The sequence below is a fragment of the Thermonema sp. genome (genome assembly GCF_026003375.1).
GTDB classification, from domain to species: Bacteria; Bacteroidota; Bacteroidia; order Cytophagales; family Thermonemataceae; genus Thermonema; species Thermonema rossianum.
In genome coordinates, this window is record NZ_BPHD01000001.1 from 633,300 (window position 1) to 651,833 (window position 18,534).

Consider the following 18,534-nt stretch of genomic DNA (forward strand, 5'->3'; position numbering starts at 1 on the left):
TTCCTTCTGCTCCCCCTTATTTCTTTGCCGGCAACACTTGTCCGGCACACTCACCAAAGCCCACGCGGTAACCATCGCCTTGCGCATACCCGCGCATAATGACGGTGTCGTAGTCTTCGATGAACTTGCGCTCAATGCCATCCCGGAGCTTTACTACATTTTTTCCGCCCCAGCTAAGTTCCAGCATAGAACCAAAGCTATCGGGAGTAGGCCCGCTGATGGTTCCCGACGCACACATATCACCCACCCGCATGGGACACCCATTCACTGTGTGGTGTGCCAGCTGCTGGCTCATGTTCCAGTACATATATTTGAAGTTGCTGCGGCATACCAACGAAGGCACACTGTCTTTGGGCTGAATGTATACCTCCAGGTGGATATCGAAGCTCTTTTTGCCTTCAAACTTAAGATAATCCAGCACTTCGGGGTCTTGCTTGGGCGATTCCACGCGGAAGGGCTCCAAGGCATCCAAGGTAACTATCCATGGTGAAATGGTAGAAGCAAAGTTTTTCCCTAAGAAAGGACCCAAGGGCACATATTCCCATTTTTGAATGTCACGGGCTGACCAGTCGTTGAAAAGCACCAAACCAAAAATATAGTCTTCGGCTTCGGCAGTGGTGATGCTGTCGCCCATTTGCGTGTCTTTGCCCACAACAAAAGCCACTTCCAGCTCGAAGTCAAGGCGCTGGGTGGCAGAAAACACCGGCTTATCGGCGCCCGCAGGCAAAACTTGCCCTTTGGGACGAATGACCGGGTGCCCCGAAACCACGATGGAAGACGAGCGTCCATGATAGCCTACGGGCAGGTGTTTCCAGTTGGGCAACAGGGGGTTGTCGGGGCGAAACATCTTGCCTACATTGGTGGCGTGTTCCAAGCTGGAATAAAAATCAGTGTAGTCCCCCACCTCTACCGGCATGTGCATGTGCACTTGGCGGGCATCGAAAAGCACCTGTTCTTTATGCTCTGCCTGCTCCCGCAAGGCAGGGTTATCGGCGGCGAAAAGCTCGGCAATCCGGTTACGCACCCGGCGGGTGGTTTCCTTGCCCAGACGAATGAAGTCATTCAAGGTGTCATTATAAAAAACAGACAAGTCAGGAATTTGCAAATCATCGAAGTAGCCCAATTCTGCCAAAGCGCTCAAGTCTATGACAACATCACCTATACGGCTGGCTGCGCGCTTGGTGCGCCCATCATGAGAAAAGATGCCAAAAGGTATATTTTGAATGGGGAAATCACTATCGGGTGCTACTTCTATCCACGAACGGAGCTTAGGGTCATTGGCTTGTATCATTGTTGTCAATTTTTTTTGGTTCCTGCCACGAAATTATAGGATATTTCCAAAAACACAAGCATTCAACAAAGCAAAAGGGTGCCATATTCACTTTCTTGCTTCTATGCCCAAAGGTTTTTTTATCTTTGATACAAAGAATGAGCATTATGAGTTTTTTGGATTACCAAGCGGATATAACAAAAAAGAAAGAGCATCCCATCTTCAAAGGGGACCCGGTGATTTGGTACATTGTTGCGGCACTCTCTCTCATGAGTATTTTGGTGGTATATAGCGCCACACAGTCATTGGCTTTCAAGTACTTGGAAGGAAACACCGAATATTACTTGTTTAAGCATGTTCGCCTGGTGCTGCTGGCGTTAATCGTCATGTGGATAGCCCACCGTATCGATTACCGCTATTATGCCCGCCTGTCGTTGTTTGCCTTGTGGGTCTCGGTTCCTCTGCTCATCGTAGCGCAGTTATACGGCACGACCATCAACGAAGCCAGCCGCTGGATTACCATTCCTTTCATCAATCAATCGTTTCAACCTTCTGACTTGGCAAAACTCGCCCTTATTTCACACCTGGCAGCCATGCTCTCCAAGCGTCAACACCGCATCGAGGACGTCAAAGAAGGCCTGTTGCCCATGCTTTTTTGGATTGGTCTGGTATGCGGCTTAATTGGGCTGAGTAACTTCTCCAATGCCCTGATTTTGTTCATGACCAGCCTCTTGATTATGTTTATTGGCCGGGTGCCACTTCGCTATTTCTTTGTCATACTGCTGATGGGGGCAGTGGCTCTCTTTGTGGCTTTATCGTTTGGTGAACGGGCGGCTACAGTAAAAAGCCGGATAGAAAGCTACTTGGATAAAGAAAATATACCCTTTCAAGCTGAGCAGTCTTATATAGCCATTGCCACCGGGGGACTGACCGGCAAAGGACCGGGCAACAGCACACAACGCAATATTTTACCCAACCCCTTCTCTGACTTCATCTTTGCCATCATTGTGGAAGAATATGGCCTGATAGGCGGCGCTTTTGTGGTCTTTTTATACTTGGGGCTTTTGTACCGCGGCATGATGATTCTTTCGCGCAGCCACCGGGCTTTCGGGGGACTACTGGCAGCAGGGCTTTCATTCAGCCTGGTTGTGCAAGCCATGGCAAACATGGCCGTTGCCGTAGGCTTGGTGCCTATCACAGGTTTGCCGCTGCCACTGGTCAGTATGGGAGGCACCTCCCTACTCTTTACCGGCTTGGCAACAGGTATTATACTGAGCGTCAGCCGGGGCGATATTGTAGAACAAAGCAATTAGATAACCGTTTCAATAATAAAAAATCAAAGCAAGCCATGAAAAAAATCATCTTATCTTTCGGATTAGCCGCTCTATTATGGAGCTGTGGTTCACAAGAAACCAAACAAGAAAAAACAAATACCGACAGCACCCAAACCACACAAGCAAGCACAGAGTGCCGCTACCGCTTGGGGGAAACCACCCTTACCTGGACTGCCTACAAGTTCACCGAAAAGGCAGGCGTAAGCGGCAGCTTTAAAGAATACCAAGTGGAAAGCCCCCTGCAAGAAGCCACTTCTTTGCAAGAGCTCATCAAAGGTGCGAGCATCACCATCAAAACAGGCAGTGTGGATACCCAAAACCCCGACCGGGACGCTAAAATAGCCAAATACTTTTTTGGTTCTTTTGCCCAAAAAGAAGGCGAAGAAGTGCTTTTAAAAGCCCGCTTGGATTCTGTCATTAGCGATACGCAAGCACTTTTAAGCATAGAAATGAACGGCATCAACAAGCAAGTGCCGGTAGAACTCACCCTAAGCGAAGAAAAAGTAAGCATCAGCACCACCATCAACGTAGAAGAATGGAATGCCGGCAGTGGTATCAAAGCCCTGAATGAAGTATGTAAAGACCTGCACACCGGTCCTGATGGCAAGTCGGTATTGTGGCCCGAAGTAAAGCTGTATGCCGAAGCGGCAGTAAACAAAGATTGCCAATAAGCACCTTTTCAAGGCCTATCAAATACAAGACAAAAGGCTATCCGTCTTGGATAGCCTTTTTTGAGTTTATGCACAATGCAACCGGCTGCATGATTTATTCTACCACCTTTACCCTGCCATCCAGTTGCAGATGGATGGTCCCTTTCTTACCGGCTGCTTCTACCCCTTCTATGAATATGTCTCTAATCTTCACCCCGGTTTCTTCCCGTTGTTTGGCTTCTTTCCAAAAACTCATATCATCACCACCATTGGCCAGATAGTCGGAAATGGCTACCCGGTATGTTTGATTCGGATCCCACGGTTTGCCTCCAATCCATGCGTTGCGTACTTTACCGGCGGCCACTTCCAAACGTACCCCGCCCAAGGCAGTATTTTTTTTGCGAAGCATGTATTCAAACAGCTCTTCCAAGGTTTTACCTTCCACGGTCAAGATTACCAATTCGTTCTCGAAGGGCATCAATTCAAACATATGCCCCACGGTAACGGCGCCGGCCGGGAAACCGGTACGCAATCCCCCAAAGGTAATCACACTCAACGACGTTTGCGGCTGCAGGGCTTGCGCTTTTTGCAGCATCAAATCGGCAGTAAAATTGCCCAACGGATGTTCATACACATTCTTGGGACGCTCTACGGCCCTGTCAGAATAAGCCAGCACCCGGCTGATTTCTGCCGTTAGGCGCTGCTTATATGGGGCAATCATGCTATCTATCCGTGCATCGGCCGATATTTCGCTGTTGATGGGCAGTGACTCGACCGTGCTTTGGTATTGCAAGCGCTTTTGGCAAGCCCCCAGCAAAAGAGACAGTGCCACAGCGTAAAACATGTGGCGACGTATGGATTGAAAGTTTGTGAACATTGAATAAAGCTTGTTTTGTAGGGGGCAAAAATACGAACTTTTCTACAATTGCGGACGCTCTGCCGTCATATGCTTGCTTAGAGAGTATTTACCTTTGAGGAAGCCAACCAGGCCTTGGCCTGCTCTATGTCGTCAAACAGACGCATTTCCAAACCGGTCAAGGCACCGCCACTTTGCTCGATGTAATCTATCAACGAACGGTTGCAAGCTATTTCAGAAGAAGCCACGAATGCCTTTTTGCGGATATTATTGGCTACATACATTTTATGAATCTTCTCATTCAACCAATCAATCACCTGCTCTGAAAACAGTTCGCCCGTCAGTTTCCGGCAATCGGCCAGCAGGTTAATGTCTATTTCGTATTTTCTGCGTGTCAGGATGATTTTATGTACAAGATTCAATATCAACAACTTAATTTTATCCTCGGAAGGATTTTGCTTCCACTCCTTCACTATACATTGAATGGAAGGGTTAAAATACATTTTCATGAAGTCATCTTCATGCAGTACTTCTACGGTGCTATTCATATCAAGTGTCATTTTTGTTGAATCTTAAACAGGGACTTATATTCTTATTATTCGTCACAAGTATACTACTTTTTTCAAAGGATAAAGCGCATCTCTATGCGCCACTTTCAAAAGATAAGATTTATTGTATTTTTGGGCATCAGGCTACTGCGATCATGGGATGGATTTGCATTCATTGCGAAACACATAATTTTGACAATGACCACCGTTGTATTGTATGCAACGAAGAGCGCTACTATCCACACAGTGCGTTTGTGGCAGCCGTCAAAGAAGCCACCGGGGCGCACGAGTGGGAAGCTTTGTACCGCCGAAGCGAAGCCAAGTATAAGCGCCTCAAAACCCGGCACCAAAAGCTCAAAGAACAGCATCAGTTATTGCTGCAAGAAGTAGAGCATCTACGGCAGCTTGCATCTCAAAAGACGGCAGAGAACCCATCCGCCCCCACTTCCCCCATTAAAAAGTGGTGGGCGCGCCTCCTCCATTGGCTTTCTTAGAAGCGCCTCTTACTTTTCGTTTTCGGCGCTATATACCTGCTCGCCCCCTATGAAAGTTGCCAGTACTTTGGCATCCGGAATATCGGCCGCTTCTACTTTCATCAAATCGCGGTCAATCACAATAAAATCTGCTTGCTTTCCGGCTTCAAGGCTTCCCCTTTCGTTTTCTTCAAAATTGGCATAGGCCGCCCAAATGGTCATGCCTTTCAGGATATCGCGGCGGCTCAGTGCCTGTTCCGGCAAAAAGCCTTCGGGCGGGAAACCGTTCAGGTCTTTCCGGCTCAATGCCGCATAAAAGGTAAGAAAAGGACTGATGCGCTCTACGGGGAAGTCGGTACCCAGCGCCAACAAGCCGGCTGCATCAAGCAGGCTTTTATAGGCATAAGCAAAAGCCAAGCGCTCTTTTCCCAAACGATTCTCTGCCCAATACATATCGGAAGTAGCGTGGGTAGGCTGTACAGACGGAATAATGCCATATTTGCGGAAATAAGCCAGGTCTTCGGGCTGCACCACTTGCGCGTGCTCTATGCGCCAGCGTTCGTTTCCTTTCAAATATTTGGCATATAAGCGCAATACCGTACGATTGGCGGCATCGCCAATGCAGTGTGTATTGGCTTGAAAGCCCATACCGGCTATTTGACTGTACAGCTTGTCGAGTGCTGCCTCGCTCTGCAGTAAAAAGCCCCGCTCGCCGGGTGCATCGTGGTAAGGCGCCAGCAAGAAAGCCCCCCGCGAGCCCAAAGCGCCATCTGCATATATTTTGAAGCTGCGGACATTGAGACGATCGGTTTTTATGCGTCCATTCTTCCGGAAGAATGCTATATTTTCGGGAGTGGCACTTGCCATCACATAAAGACGCATGCGCAAGCTTCCGCTTTGTTGCAGGCTATCGAGCAAGCGAATATGCTCTAAGGGCAAGCCTGCATCGCTCAAGGTGGTAAGCCCTACGGCAAAACAATTCTGCTGGGCTTTTAAAAGCAGCTTACTTAGCATTTCCCGGCTCATAGGTGGAATGTGGCGTTCCACCAAGTCCACGGCATTGTCTATCAAGATGCCGGAGGGGCTGCCATCGGGGCGCAACCGTATGCTTCCGCCTTCTACTTTTCTTGCCTGCAGCAAAGCCGCTTCTTGCAGCGCTTTGGTATTTACCCAAGCGGCATGTCCATCGATACGGGTCAGAAATACTGGTATGTCGGGAAAGGCTTCATCCAGCAAGCGGCGGTCGGGGAAAGACTTGTCGCTCCAGTCGTTTTGGTCCCAGCCTCTTCCCAACAACCAAGGCAGGTCGGGATTTTGCTTTCGAAAGGCTTTCAAGCGCTCTATGACTTCTTGCGGCGAAGCAGCCCCCACCAAGTCGGCCTGGGCAAGAGTTTGGGCATAACCTATGAAGTGGCAGTGGGCATCATAGAAACCCGGAAAGACAAAATGCCCCCCCGCATCGTAGATATTTTGGGCATCATAGCGTTGCTCCAGCTCTTTTCGCTCACCCGTGGCTACTATCAGGCCATTTTTAATGGCCATGGCTTCGGCTACGGTGAACGAAGAGTCCACAGTGTAAATAGTGGCATTTACTACAAGCAAGTCTATCTTTTCGCGGCGTGTATCTTGATGCTTTTTTTCACAAGACCACATAAGCGGGGAAAGTAGAAGCAGTGATACGGCAAGTAAAAGTTGTCTCATAAGCCTGTTGCTTGGTTGTTTGTTTAAGCATTAATTTTATAAAAAATTCGATAGCCGTCAACCGGAGCTATCGAAGGGCTATGTAAGTTTTCACACAATAGGAAAGTGTATGGTATTGTTCTTGCTTACCATCCGGGCACTCAGGCTGCTTTTTTTTCTATCACCGGCAGGTGTCCCTCACGCGTAAGTAGATAAAAACGCGCCGTCAACAAGGTGGCAGAGACCCCCAAACCGGTAGTAAGGCCAATCCATAGGCCCATCAAACGGTATTTGTTCACTTCGGCCGGTGGCACACTTTCGCCCCACCACGAAGCTACCGTCATCCAATCTACTTTATTGGCCAACAAGTAGGCAATCGGCAAACAAACCACCCAATAAGCAAAGATGGTAATCAACGTAGGTACATTCACGTCAAAAACCCCCCGCAAAATACCTACCCCTACCGCCTGTATGCCGTCAAACAGCTGATAAAACATGAAAACAAAAATTACGGAAGAAGCAAACAGCACCACTTCATAGTCATGCGTGTAGAGGCGAATGACCGGCTCGGCAAATACTACCAGCAAAGTAGCACTGAACAACATCAGCACGCTTACCAGCAATATGCTGGCAAAGCCGGCAATACGCACCTTGTGGTAAGACTGTTTGCCTGCTTGAATACCCACGCGTATGGCACCGGCAAAAGAAACCCCTGCCGCCACCATGTAAGTGAAGGTAGCGATACTAAAAATCACATTATGAGCTGCCAGTGCCGTCACACCAATCCAACCTGCAAGGATGGCAGCCCCGGTGAAAGCCCCCAGTTCAAAGAAATACTGCATGCCACTGGGCAGTCCCAAGCGCAAGATGCGCCGGCTCCACACGCGTGTAGGAATCGGTTTTAATATGTTGGGGATATAGTCCCGGAAATACTTCGACTCAAGAACATACACAATCATCAAACAAGCCATCAGCACCCGCGCAATAAGCGTGGATAAGCCTGAGCCATACAAGCCCATAGGCGAAAAGCCCAGATGGCCATAAATCAGCACCCAGTTGCCGAAAACATTCACCACCAAGCCCACAATAGTAATAATCATAGCGGGCCATACAATAGAGAGCCCATCGCTAAAATGCTTGACTGCCAGAAAAAACATCATGGGCACTGCCGAGGTGGCAATTACCTGCAGATAAGGGCGCGCCTCTATTTCTACCTCCTTGCTTTGACGGAAAATATCGAAGTTGGCAGCTATCAGCAACAAAGCGGCCGTAATGACCAAGCCCACACTAATAGACAATTTCATACCGGCAAAAAGAATGTAACCGCATTCTTTTTTGCCGGCTGTTTCACTGTATTGCTTGGCTACCAAGGGCGAAATAGCAGAAAAAATACCTATACCGATGCTGGCAAGCAAAAAGAAAATAGGGTTGGCGACACCGGCAGCTGCCAAAGGCACCTCGCCCAAGTCACCAACCATCATATTATCAATAATGCCCATAAACACACTGCCTATTTGGGCAATGATAATGGGCATGCTTAAAGAAATCATTTTTCGAAGCTCAGCAAACAGCTCCTGCCACATGGTACGGTTCAAAATGAATCCAGTTTTTTTGCATTGATTTTGTCATCTAAGGAAGGTAAAACGCAGTGGAAATCATATACAACAAAGCCTTTGTCACTCACTTTTATTTCATTGAACCCTTTACTATGCAGCTTTATCAGCCGCTCTTCGGCTTCCTCCACACTCAACGAAGTCTCCAAAGCCAACTCTGCCGGGGTAATCACGCCGCCTTTTATACGAGCAAAACGCACAATTTGTTCATCGGTGAGGGGACCTTTTTTTACGGTTTGCCCTCTTCTTTTATCCTTCCGGTGCCCAAAGCGGTAGCCTTTCTTCTTAACCCAACGGAAGCGCTTCTTAATGATACTTCCCACAATCAGCATCGACATCCACAGTCCCGGGTAGCCGGGGAACATAAAAATGCTGCAGATCCCGGCAACCACAACGGCATTGCCTATTTCGTACTTGGTTTCGGGTGAAAGCGCTCTTACCTTTTGAAAGAAATGCTCCGTTTTTTCTATCCAACTTGCCATGGCTTTACTTTTATTTTACCGTTCTTTAATCAAGCGTTTTTGTATTTGTGCACGCTCTGTGCGAATAGTTAGCACATACACCCCTGCCGGCAGCGACTGCAGGTCGAGCTCCAAGCGCTCTTGTCCTATGATTTGGGCTGCTACTTGCTCGCCTAAGGTATTGAACACCAAGGCCCGTGCGTCCTTCAATTCAGCCGGCACTTTAATAACATAAACACCATGACTTGGATTCGGATAAACGGCTACTTTTTCCGATAATTCCTCGTCCGGTGCTGTTACCACATTTGAAAAGATGGTAAAGTTGTTATCACTGACGTCGAAAAACACATTGTCGGCAGCCACTATCATGATGCGGGCTTGCGTGGTGGTGACAGCCGGGCAGGTGAGTGTATAGCTACCGGTGTTGGGCACGCCCGATGCCAGCTTTAAAGCGGCGGGAAAGGTAGCACCTCCATCCTTCGACAAATAGATATCGACGCTTTGGCAGTTTACAGGGAAAAGGTCGGTATTGGCCACATCCCAATTGATGGTAACTTCATCGCCTTCATACCACGTTACAAAAGAAGAGTTGGGATAAGTCACACGAAATGGACCGGCCGCCGTGGTTACATTCAAACTCGCTGACTCGTAGCTCACCCCACCCCCACCGGCATGGTTGTCGCGTACGGTCAGGCGGAAGTTCATGCTGCGGTTGGTTGAAGGCAGCAGTTCCGGTTCTTCATTGGTGTTGCTTAAAATGCGGTCCCAAGAGGGAAACACACGTATGCCACTCGTTGTGGGCAGGTAGCTTCGAAACAAAGGCGGCAGCCCATCCTGCTCGAGGTCGTATTCTTCCCAGCAGTAAGTAAGCCCTTCGTCTTCGCTGTCGGTAGCAGTGCCTGCCAAAAAGAAAGGCGTGGAATGCGGGATGGTATAAGAAACAGTGCTTACACTCACAGCAGGCGCTGTATTGTTGACGGCTTCAACAGAGGCACAAGAAGAGCTTGCAATGGTTGTCTGAATCTCCTGTATGCTATGTATATGGAAGTACGGGTCGGAATGGTTTTGCAGGTTGAAGGGGGCGCAAATTCCGGCATAAGCCATGATGGTAGACCCACTCCATGGCTCAAAGGCAGCCGAAGGCGCTTTATTTCCCGCACAAGCCCCTACTTCTGCATTGAATGTATGATTTGCCCCGAACTGATGCCCTATTTCGTGGCACACATAGTCCACATCAAAGGCGTCGCCTTCGGGGGCAGTGCTACCGGTTACGCCGCGTGCCTTCTGCCCCGATGAACAAATAACGCCCAAGCCTGCAATGCCGCCTCCCCCCGTGCTAAAGACATGCCCGATGTCGTAATTGGCACTACCGATGACAGCGTCCACATTACTTTGGTTTTCGCTCAACATGGCATAGCCATCGTTGTTGGAGTAAGGGTCTGTGGTGGGGTCGGTGTAAATAAGCAAATCAGTATTGTCTATCAAGACCAATCGCACGGCCAAATCTTGTTCGTAAATTTCGTTGACGCGGTTGATGGTCGTCACCATGGCATCCAGTGCTGCCGCCACGGTACCTCCATGGTATTGAGTGTATTCGCCTGTGGCTGCCAGTGCCAGCCGGTACACGCGCAACTCATTGCCTTCGACCAGCTGAGCGGCACGCGCCAAGACAGACTCTTGCGTAGCTTTCACGGCACCATCTACTTCACAAAAGAAGTTTTTGGTAATCAAGAGCTTGCTTCGAAAGTAGCTCATGTAATACTCCTTCTGCCCTTTGGCATAAGGGTCAATGTAAACGGTTCCTTCTTTTGAACGAATGATGGCATGGAAGCCTTTGGTGGGTGTCCAACCTAAACGGGCAGTGGCGGTGGGGTCGTCTATACCTTGTGCCACATAGGTTTTAATAGCCGGATACTTGGCAGCTAAAGCGGGCGCCATTACCGGCGACTCATACACCCGGAAGCGCTGCACACTGCCATCCGGCAAGGGCAGCTCCATCACAACCCCTTTGGATGCAGTGCGTGCTGCTTCTTGGGGTGCTTTTTGCATCTCGTTCATGAACAAAGAGGCATTTAGCCTGAAAAGGGCATACTCTTCGGGGAACAACACGCGTTGCGCAGAAGAAGGCAGCTGCACGTCTCTGGCCTGCACCGCTTGCCAATAGGCGCTTTGCTGTGCATACACGGCGCTGCTCATGAGCCCCATTGCCCAAAAAAGAATTTTTACGATTGCTTTCATAAGTTTATTTGCTTCTTTTCAATTACCATATTTTAATCCCTCAAAAATAATACCGCCTACCGGCCGGTATTGATAACGCCGGTGATAATAATTTCGGTGCGGCGATTCAACTGGTGCAGTAGTTCCCGTGTGGCTTCATCGGGAAAGCTGTAAATAAACTCATCATTCAACACATCGCCTTCTTTCAGGAAAGGATAGCGTGCCGCCAAGTCGGCATCTACCACACGCGGCTCCCGCTCGCCGTAGCCACTGGGCTTGAGGCGCTCCCGGTCTATGCCTTTCGATACGATGTAATCGACGGCCGCCTGTGCACGGTTTTGCGCCAGTATTTCATTGTCGGCATAAGTGCCGCGTGAGTCGGTATGTGAGCGCAACTCTACGGTTACGTTGGGGTTGTCGCGCAAGAAAGTAACGATACGGTCGAGCACAGCTGCTGCATCGGGGCGTATGTTCCATTTGTTGTAGTCGTAAAGGATGTTGTACACAAAACGGGTTTTATTTACCTCAAAGGCTTTCAGCTTCACTTCAAACACCAGAACGGTATCAGTCTCCGGCTTTTCGAGCAGCTCTTGTGGTATTTTTCGCCCCGCCATGGTGAAGAACTCGCGTGCGGCCAGGTATTGCTTTTTGCCTTCGGGCAAGTCTGCCAGCACTATAAACTCGGCATTTTCGGGAACAGGAAGGGGGTCGGTCCATCCGCGGTTGTTGCTATACAGTTCTTGAATGAGTTGTTCGTTTTTGTCGAGCAGGCGTACGCGCGTGTTGGGCAACGGTTGTTCGGTGCCATTCAGTTCTATGCCCAAGGTGCGGATGGCTAAATAATAACGCACGATTTTGGTTTTGGGCGTGCGGTCAATAAAGCGGTAGATGTCGTCGCTGCCTTTGCCCTGCGGGCGGTTGGAGCTAAAGTAGCCTGTGGTATCGGAATCGAAAGTCATGGCAAAGTCGTCATAAGGCGAGTTGACAGGCGCGCCCAAATTGCGGATGGTAATTTTTCCTTTTGAACGCGTGGCAACGAATATATCCAGTTGCCCGAAGCCGGGCTGTCCGTCTGAGGCAAAATAAAGCTTACCGTCGGAAGAAACCACGGGAAACATTTCATTGCCCGGCGTATTGATTTCGTCGCCTAGGTGGCGCACTTTGCCCCAGCTGCCATCGGGCAAGCGTATGGCATAAAACAGGTCGCTTCCGCCCAAGTTGCGGTTACCAAAGTCGTCGTATTCACGTGTAGATGCAAAATAAAGGCGCTCGCCATCGGGCGAAAAGGCGGGCGATGAATCCCATGCATAAGCTTGGGGCTTGGAGCCGGGCAGTTGTTTTCCGTAATACCGCTCTTCATCGTTACTGCTGACCCCTTCCAACAGGCGCGGCGGCGTCCATTCTCCGTTCACTTTTTCCGAAATGAAAAGCTTTACATTTTTTTGCCCTTTGGCATTTTTCTTTTGCTGCGGGTTGCCCCGGGCAAAAATAAGTGTTTTGCCATCGGGCGAAAGAGTAGCCGTAGCTTCATTGATGCCATCAGTAAACAGGTTGGGGCTAAACACCTGATAAGTGCCTTCGCAGGTGTCGGTAAGCACCACTTTGTACAGGCCGGTGAAGGGCTGCCCATTGGCAGCGTAAATATTTTCCTTGCGTGCCGCACTTACCAGCAATTCGCGCGCGGAGAGCGGCAAAACAGAAAACTCGGCGGCCGGCGAATTCAGTCCGCTACAGTTTTCCACTTCATAATAAGACTTTTCTTTCATGAGTCGCTGCAGGCGCTCTATGTTTTCAATTTCTGTTTGTGCCCGCTTCACATACTCCACCTTTTTGCCTTGGCGCACATAGCTTTCGAACTGCCGTTTTGCCTGGTCGTACTTACCGGCGTTTTTCAAAGCCAGGGCATAATAAAAAATAGCGTCGTCGGGGTGGTCGTCCGGGTCAATAAGCTTCGGTATAGGCTTGTTATATATTTTTTCATAGTAAGGCAAGGCTTCGTGCAGGCGGTTGGACTTACGGTAGGATTGCGCCATATAAAAGTTGCGCAAAACGGCTTTTTTACCGGCTGCTGCTTTGGTTTTTTGCAACTGCTCTATTGCCAGCTGATATTGCCCCTTCAAATAAAGGTTTTCGGCTTTTTTTAATGAGCTGCAGGCTGTCATCAAAAACGAAGCCAGCAGACACAGGGTTATGAAGTGTTTCATCATATGTTTTCCTTTGTATAGCGAATTTAGTATTTTCAAGGAAAAAAACCACTTCTTGTAAAAGAAGGTAACAATAAAGCAGGACAAAGAAGATGGCAGGCATTCATTTTTTGGGCAAAGCTCTTTATTTCCCCCCCGTAGAAGAAGCAAGCGAGGAAGGCATTGTGGCAATAGGCGGTGATTTATCGCACGAGCGACTGCTTTTAGCCTATCGTAGCGGCATTTTTCCTTGGTATAACCCGGGCGAGCCTATTATTTGGTGGTCACCGGACCCGCGCTTTGTATTGTATCCTGCCAAGCTGAAGGTATCGAAAAGCAGCCGCCAAATACTGAAAAAAAGATTTTTTGAAGTTACTTACGATAAAGACTTCGTTTCGGTCATCACCCACTGCCGGCAAGTACCGCGCAAGGGACAGCACGGCACCTGGATTACCGAAGAAATGAAGCAGGCGTATATCCATATGCACCGGCTGGGATATGCCCATTCGGTGGAAGTATGGCAGGCAGGGCAGCTGGTAGGCGGTTTATATGGTTTGTCGATGGGGCGTGTGTTCTTTGGTGAGTCGATGTTTTCCCTTGTGAGCAATGCTTCTAAAGTAGGGTTCATCACATTGTGCCGGACATTGGAAGCCGCAGGCTTTTACCTTATCGATTGTCAAGTATATACGCAGTATTTAGAAAGCTTGGGGGCAGAGCTTATTCCACGCCGGCAGTTCATAGAAGAGTTGCAAGCAGCCCTGGCGATGCCTTCCATCACGGGCAACTGGGGGGAACTATTCCAAAAAATCAGTTAAGCGGCGATATTACGGCTCCTTTGATTGTTGAAACCATCTTTTTTTCTTAGTTTTTATCAATAATAGATTTTATACCAATTTTGCTGTTGCGATGAGACGTCTGTCATACCTATTTCAGCTTTTACTGTTCTGCTTGATTTCTAACGGCATACAAGCCCAAAAGCCCGTGCGCATACTCAAACACCCGTATCAAGTGCGCATAGAGCGGCTCTACCGCCTGAACTCACCCTTTAGAGAAACCAATCCAAGCATTACCCCGGATGGGCGCTACTTGTTTTTTATGTCCACCCGCGGGGGCAAAGAGTGGTCGGAACGTCGTGACCGCCCGGATGGAACCCATGAGTACGATGGCGATATTTATTATGCCTACAAAGAAAACGGCCGGTGGAGCGATCCTGTCTGTCTGCCCCCCCCTATCAACACATGGAATGGCGAGGACGAGCCGGTAGTAACTCCGGACGGCAACAGTGTTTATTTTCAAAGCTGGGATCAATGGAACTTCCGGCAGGGACCCTACTACAAAGCCCAAATCATAGGCGGCAAGTGGGTCAGTCCTCGCGGGCTTAATGGCGGCATCACTCAGTACTTTTTAGACCAGGAAGCCATGGGCAAAGAGTTAGCCACCGACGGCATGACCATATCGCCCGACGGTAATTTGTTCATTGTGGCTACGGGTCCTTATTACGGCAACATGGACCTGTATTATAGCCGCCGGGGGGCTGATGGCAAGTGGTCTTATCTGCGCAAATTGCCCATCAGCACGCCGGGCAATGACCGCCACCCTTTTCTGGCCGGCGACGGAAAGACTCTATTCTTTGCTTCGGATGGTTACAACGGCTTTGGCGGACTTGATATTTTCAAGGTGGTACTTCATGAAGATGGCAGTTTTGGGGAAGTCATCAACATAGGCAGCCCCTTTAATACAGCAGCCGATGATGAGTGTTTTATCATCACGGCCGACGGCTCGGAAGCTTATTTTACACGTGACGGCGATTTGTATTATGCCAAAGTAGAAAATGCCAATCCGGCCTTGAAGCCTCAAGTAACCGTGCTGCTTGCCGGAAAAATCATAGATGCCAAAACACAAGCCCCACTCGAGGGCAGTGTGGTTGTGGTCAATGCCGAGGGGAAGGTGCTTGCCCGGGGGCGCTCCTCTGCCAAAGGGGAATTCAGCTTGGCGCTGAACGATCTGTCCGGCCGGTATTTTGTAGCCGGTGCAGCAACGAATTACCAGCCCAACACGGTACGCCTGCAGGTAGGCGCAATCACCGAAACCGTTCGCTTGAACGTAGTGGTTCCTCTGACTTCGAAGGCAGAGCTTGCACGCATAGAAGAAGAGAAGCGCCGTGCCGAAGAAGAACAAGAGCGCCTGCGTCTTTGGAATATGTACCGGGAAGCCCAAGCAGCGGCTACCACCGGTATCATGGCACTTGAACGCATCAATTAAGCAACATCATAATATCTTCGGAAGAGAGCGACTTCATAAAACCTTCTTCCACGGTAATCAATTCTTCGGCAAGCTGCCGTTTCGAGCGTTGAAGTGCCAGTATCTTTTCTTCTACGGTATTTTTAGAGATAAAGCGGTAAGTAATAACGGTGTTTTTCTGACCGATACGATGGGCTCTGTCTATGGCCTGTGCCTCTACTGCGGGATTCCACCAGGGGTCCAGCAGCAAGACGTATTCGGCTGCTGTCAAGTTCAGTCCCAAGCCGCCGGCTTTCAAAGAGATAAGAAACACCTTTACGTTTTCATCATTTTGAAAACGCTCTACTTCTGCTTGACGGTCTTTGGTAGCGCCATCCAAATAAGCGTAGTTCCATTCTACCAAGTCGAGGTAGTCTTTTACTATCTTCAAATGGCTAACGAACTGACTGAACACCAACACCTTGGCGCCTTCTTGCACAATCATGGCCAGCTTGTCGAGCACTTCTTCCAGTTTGCCGGAATTGCCCTCATAATCGGGGAAAGCCAAACGCGGATGGTTGGCTATTTGGCGTAGCCGGGTCAGCCCTTGCAAAAGCAGAAACTGCGTTTTTCCTAAGCCGTCTTTTTCAAGACGCTGCAGTATTTCGTTTCTGTATTTCGATTTTTCTTCTTCATATACCTTTGCCTGCAGCTCGCTCATATCGCAGTAAATGGTCTGCTCTATTTTCTCGGGCAGGTCTTTGGCTACCTGTGCTTTGTTTCGCCGCAATACAAACGGCTTAATCAAATAATAGAGCTTTTCTTTTTTGGCTTCGTCGCCATCTCTTTCAATGGGGTAAAGGAAATGCCGCTTGAAATAAGCCTGGCTGCCCAGCAGACCGGGATTCACAAAATTCATTTGAGACCAGAGGTCGAGCGTGGAGTTTTCTATGGGCGTGCCGGTTAAGATAAGCCTGTGCTTGGATTTTAGCCTGTTGACTGCTTTTGATATGTTGGATGAAGGGTTTTTAATAGCCTGTGCTTCATCCAAGATAACATAATGAAAAGGAAAGTCTTTCAAAAGGTCGATATCCAAACGCACAATTCCATAAGAGGTAAGCACTATGTCGTAACCTTGGAATTGGCTGATGTCTTTGTTTCTGTAAGTACCTGTGTAAACAAAAATCTTCAAACCGGGAGTAAATTTCTCGGCTTCCAGCTGCCAGTTGTAAACCAATGAAGTGGGCACCACGACTAACGAAGGTGTGGAGGCGCCCTTTTCTTTCTCGGCTTGCAACAGAGCCAACGTCTGTATGGTCTTGCCCAAGCCCATATGGTCTGCCAAACAGCCGCCCAACTGATATTCGTTCAAGAAACGCAACCAATTATAACCGGCCTTCTGATAAGGGCGCAGCTCGCCGCGGAAGCCCTCGGGCAAGGGGTAGTCCTCTATTTTTTCAAAAGAACGAAGCCGCTGCAAACGCTCCGACAGCCGCACTTCTGCCAAGCGGTGCTTATGCAGATGCTCTACCAGTTGCACATGATGAGGGCGTAAAGTAGCTGTTTGCCCGTTGGGTTGTGCATAATGGAAGAGGTCATAATAGCGCTCAAACCACTCTTCGGGGATGACGGCTATTTGTCCATTGGGTAACAGAAACTCACGCTTGCCACTGAGGATGTATTCCCGTAGTTTGAGAAATGGGATTTCGTATTCACCAAAGAACACCTTCGCCTTGATATCGAACCAATCGTGCACTTCCTCTATAGCAATGGAAATAGAGGGTTTTCCAACGAAATAGGCCTTTCCCTCGCCCACTTTCTGCTCCAATACAAAGCCTTCTGCCGTCAAGGCTTCCCGGTGGGTATCTATCCAGGCGAGGGCAGCGCCCGCATCCCAAACAGCCCTTCCTTTTTTAAGGATTAAGCCTTTCTCTTTCAGACTTTGAATGATGGCTTGTTCTTTGAACAAAGAGCGAATGGTTTTGTAGAAAGTATAGTGGTCGTTGTCGTGCTCCACGGAAACAAGCGCCGCGCCTTCGTCGTGGGGCGCACAACGATGCCTGCCGTAGTCGAATTGCAGTTGAAAAAGTATCTGTCCGCTTTGCTCCACGGCGGCGTCTTCACCTGCCGGCACCAGCTTTTGCTGCGCTGCCAGGCTGCTAAACCATAAAAGGGGGCGCGGCGCGGGTTTTTCTTTGATAATATCGAAGCCCTTGGCAAAGACTTGATAACGTGCAATAAGGGGGGCAACAAACTTTCGATAATAGGTCTCTTCCAGCTCTCTTTTGATGGCAATAAATGGGCGTTTTAAAAACGGGCTTAGCTTCTGCCCTTCCACCTCATCGGCAAAATGGTATAGTTTATTTTCTATTAAAAGCCATGCCGGCTGATGGCATATGAGAATACTTTCTTTTTTATGAAAATGCACTTTTTGCCCGGCATGCTTGATGGTCGGGAAGTAATGGGTTTCGTGTTCGTGCCTGCGGAAATGAAAAAGCACGGTGGCAGCCTCTTTCATTATTTCGACCTGTTGCCATGCCGGATTGCCGTCGTTGCCCATGATATAGAGCGGGCGGTCATGATCACGCAGCAGGGCAAGGATTTTAGCCCGGCGTTCTTCTATGTAGCGTGCAATGCTTTCTTGTAATATTTTATCGCCTTTTTCAGGATGGTATATCTTCAAAAAGAAGTCAGCCTGCGAAATTTTTTTATTGTAAAACTTACGCACAATCTGCTCCGGCTGTATGCTATCCATGAGGCGGGTCAGCTCGTAATCTACTTCTGAGGCTTCTTTGGCAAATTCATGGATATTTTTGGCAGATATGTTTTGGTACCGAAGCGTGAGCTCGCCTTTGGAGTTGAGTTGTATAGCAAAGGATTCCAGGAGGTATCCCAAGTACTCATGCGCAAAAAGAGAGTAAACAATGCGGAAAGGTTGTGTAGTAGCTACCTTCATAGAGTGATGTGCTTAGAACAAACAAAGCAAAATAGAGCAATAATATACAGAAAACAATCTATTTAAGATAGCT

At 48.8% G+C, this 18,534-nt stretch carries 14 protein-coding genes; 5 read left to right on the plus strand and 9 right to left on the minus strand.

Going from position 1 to position 18,534, the window contains the following annotated elements; all coding sequences use genetic code 11:
* Window positions 1–16 precede the first annotated feature (16 nt).
* Window positions 17–1,291, minus strand: a complete 1,275-nt coding sequence (gene fahA, locus QVE43_RS02745; RefSeq protein WP_288004173.1) for a fumarylacetoacetase — start codon at window positions 1,289–1,291, stop codon at window positions 17–19.
* A 146-nt stretch (window positions 1,292–1,437) separates the two neighbouring features.
* Between fahA and QVE43_RS02750 the strand changes: the two genes are divergently transcribed.
* Window positions 1,438–2,583: an FtsW/RodA/SpoVE family cell cycle protein gene (locus tag QVE43_RS02750; RefSeq protein WP_288004174.1), complete on the plus strand. Its 1,146-nt coding sequence runs from the start codon at window positions 1,438–1,440 to the stop codon at window positions 2,581–2,583.
* A gap of 35 nt (window positions 2,584–2,618) precedes the next feature.
* Window positions 2,619–3,275 carry a YceI family protein gene (locus tag QVE43_RS02755; RefSeq protein WP_051633063.1) on the plus strand — a complete coding sequence of 219 codons (657 nt, stop codon included), beginning with the start codon at window positions 2,619–2,621 and terminating at the stop codon, window positions 3,273–3,275.
* 94 nt (window positions 3,276–3,369) lie between these two features.
* Here the strand turns inward: QVE43_RS02755 and QVE43_RS02760 are convergent, their stop codons facing one another.
* Together QVE43_RS02760 and QVE43_RS02765 are read right to left on the minus strand one after the other, a co-directional pair.
* Window positions 3,370–4,131 carry a 5'-nucleotidase C-terminal domain-containing protein gene (locus tag QVE43_RS02760; RefSeq protein ID WP_288004175.1) on the minus strand — a complete coding sequence of 254 codons (762 nt, stop codon included), beginning with the start codon at window positions 4,129–4,131 and terminating at the stop codon, window positions 3,370–3,372.
* Window positions 4,132–4,208: 77 nt separating this feature from the next.
* Entirely contained in the window at window positions 4,209–4,658 is a 450-nt protein-coding gene (locus QVE43_RS02765) for an STAS/SEC14 domain-containing protein (protein WP_288004176.1), read from the minus strand.
* A gap of 155 nt (window positions 4,659–4,813) precedes the next feature.
* Here QVE43_RS02765 and QVE43_RS02770 point away from each other — a divergent pair, with 155 nt between their 5' ends.
* Window positions 4,814–5,152 carry a hypothetical protein gene (locus tag QVE43_RS02770; protein ID WP_038029214.1) on the plus strand — a complete coding sequence of 113 codons (339 nt, stop codon included), beginning with the start codon at window positions 4,814–4,816 and terminating at the stop codon, window positions 5,150–5,152.
* Between the two features lie 9 nt (window positions 5,153–5,161).
* On the opposite strand, the gene QVE43_RS02775 is transcribed toward QVE43_RS02770, so the two are convergent.
* The 5 genes from QVE43_RS02775 to QVE43_RS02795 form a co-directional block, all read right to left on the minus strand.
* Window positions 5,162–6,832: an amidohydrolase gene (locus QVE43_RS02775; RefSeq protein WP_288004177.1), complete on the minus strand. Its 1,671-nt coding sequence runs from the start codon at window positions 6,830–6,832 to the stop codon at window positions 5,162–5,164.
* A 140-nt stretch (window positions 6,833–6,972) separates the two neighbouring features.
* The gene (locus tag QVE43_RS02780) at window positions 6,973–8,406 is read right to left on the minus strand and encodes an MATE family efflux transporter (RefSeq protein ID WP_288004178.1); all 1,434 of its coding nucleotides are present in this window, start codon (window positions 8,404–8,406) and stop codon (window positions 6,973–6,975) included.
* Entirely contained in the window at window positions 8,403–8,906 is a 504-nt protein-coding gene (locus QVE43_RS02785; protein WP_288004179.1) for a hypothetical protein, read from the minus strand. The genes QVE43_RS02780 and QVE43_RS02785 overlap by 4 nt, the downstream gene beginning before the upstream one ends.
* Window positions 8,907–8,921: 15 nt before the next feature.
* Window positions 8,922–11,123: a reprolysin-like metallopeptidase gene (locus tag QVE43_RS02790; protein ID WP_288004180.1), complete on the minus strand. Its 2,202-nt coding sequence runs from the start codon at window positions 11,121–11,123 to the stop codon at window positions 8,922–8,924.
* A gap of 56 nt (window positions 11,124–11,179) precedes the next feature.
* On the minus strand, window positions 11,180–13,309 hold the full coding sequence (locus QVE43_RS02795) for an OmpA family protein (RefSeq protein ID WP_288004181.1): 2,130 nt from the start codon (window positions 13,307–13,309) through the stop codon (window positions 11,180–11,182).
* Window positions 13,310–13,398: 89 nt separating this feature from the next.
* Between QVE43_RS02795 and aat the strand changes: the two genes are divergently transcribed.
* Entirely contained in the window at window positions 13,399–14,100 is a 702-nt protein-coding gene (gene aat, locus QVE43_RS02800) for a leucyl/phenylalanyl-tRNA--protein transferase (protein WP_288004182.1), read from the plus strand.
* A 91-nt stretch (window positions 14,101–14,191) separates the two neighbouring features.
* Window positions 14,192–15,547: a hypothetical protein gene (locus QVE43_RS02805; RefSeq protein WP_288004183.1), complete on the plus strand. Its 1,356-nt coding sequence runs from the start codon at window positions 14,192–14,194 to the stop codon at window positions 15,545–15,547.
* Here the strand turns inward: QVE43_RS02805 and QVE43_RS02810 are convergent.
* Complete coding sequence (locus QVE43_RS02810) at window positions 15,540–18,461, minus strand: DEAD/DEAH box helicase (protein WP_288004184.1); 2,922 nt, start codon at window positions 18,459–18,461, stop codon at window positions 15,540–15,542. The two genes, QVE43_RS02805 and QVE43_RS02810, sit on opposite strands and share 8 nt — an antisense overlap.
* Between the last annotated feature and the right edge of the window lie 73 nt (window positions 18,462–18,534).

Bases quoted from the DNA above. Each gene is read 5' to 3' on its own strand.
- QVE43_RS02795 (WP_288004181.1), bottom strand. From the start codon at position 13,309: ATGATGAAACACTTCATAACCCTGTGTCTGCTGGCTTCGTTTTTGATG.
- QVE43_RS02805 (WP_288004183.1), top strand. From the start codon at position 14,192: ATGAGACGTCTGTCATACCTATTTCAGCTTTTACTGTTCTGCTTGATT.
- QVE43_RS02760 (WP_288004175.1), bottom strand. From the start codon at position 4,131: ATGTTCACAAACTTTCAATCCATACGTCGCCACATGTTTTACGCTGTG.
- QVE43_RS02765 (WP_288004176.1), bottom strand. From the start codon at position 4,658: ATGAATAGCACCGTAGAAGTACTGCATGAAGATGACTTCATGAAAATG.
- QVE43_RS02750 (WP_288004174.1), top strand. From the start codon at position 1,438: ATGAGTTTTTTGGATTACCAAGCGGATATAACAAAAAAGAAAGAGCAT.
- fahA (WP_288004173.1), bottom strand. From the start codon at position 1,291: ATGATACAAGCCAATGACCCTAAGCTCCGTTCGTGGATAGAAGTAGCA.
- QVE43_RS02810 (WP_288004184.1), bottom strand. From the start codon at position 18,461: ATGAAGGTAGCTACTACACAACCTTTCCGCATTGTTTACTCTCTTTTT.
- QVE43_RS02785 (WP_288004179.1), bottom strand. From the start codon at position 8,906: ATGGCAAGTTGGATAGAAAAAACGGAGCATTTCTTTCAAAAGGTAAGA.
- QVE43_RS02775 (WP_288004177.1), bottom strand. From the start codon at position 6,832: ATGAGACAACTTTTACTTGCCGTATCACTGCTTCTACTTTCCCCGCTT.
- QVE43_RS02755 (WP_051633063.1), top strand. From the start codon at position 2,619: ATGAAAAAAATCATCTTATCTTTCGGATTAGCCGCTCTATTATGGAGC.
- aat (WP_288004182.1), top strand. From the start codon at position 13,399: ATGGCAGGCATTCATTTTTTGGGCAAAGCTCTTTATTTCCCCCCCGTA.
- QVE43_RS02790 (WP_288004180.1), bottom strand. From the start codon at position 11,123: ATGAAAGCAATCGTAAAAATTCTTTTTTGGGCAATGGGGCTCATGAGC.
- QVE43_RS02770 (WP_038029214.1), top strand. From the start codon at position 4,814: ATGGGATGGATTTGCATTCATTGCGAAACACATAATTTTGACAATGAC.